This is a genomic window from Vibrio sp. 811 (genome assembly GCF_033339195.1).
The window spans coordinates 1-504 of record NZ_JAWOUB010001019.1; the positions used below are offsets into that span (position 1 = coordinate 1).

General features: G+C 36.3%; 1 pseudogene. It reads right to left on the reverse strand.

The features are described from left to right. A pseudogene (locus R7Q46_RS30675) lies at window positions 1-366 on the reverse strand (type II secretion system F family protein); the annotation flags it as partial. Window positions 367-504: the final 138 nt, after the last annotated feature.

Genomic DNA, 504 nt, shown 5'->3' on the forward strand with positions numbered 1-504 from the left:
TTTTAGCTCTTTGGCCAAATAAGCAAAAGATGCCTCAATGGTCATACCCGTTTGCACACACACCGACATAATATCGAGCACGTAGGGAAGGTTTTTTGAAATTTTACGCACAAGCCAACGTCGGCGTAACTCGAGTAAAAAGTCAGGTAACACAATAATGGTTACCGCTGCGATGAGGAGCAAAATGATTTTGCTATTAATGGCCACATCAATAAAGAAAATGACTAATGATGCCACCACAAAGAGAAAAGCTTTAAAAGGAAAGTAGTACTTCGCTAGCTGCTTATTGTAATAACCCGCGTTTAACAATTTTTGTTCTAAGTCTTTTTTACCACTCTCCCCAAATGCAACGATAAATGTTTCCATTTTTTGCTTTTTCATTTTTTTGGATTGGTGTTTTAAATATTTATTTAGTGCGATTTCACGCTTGCGTGTCGAGTAATAATCATAAAAGACAAAAGTCAGCGCGCAAACAATTAAAAACACACTTATTGCTAAAATCAT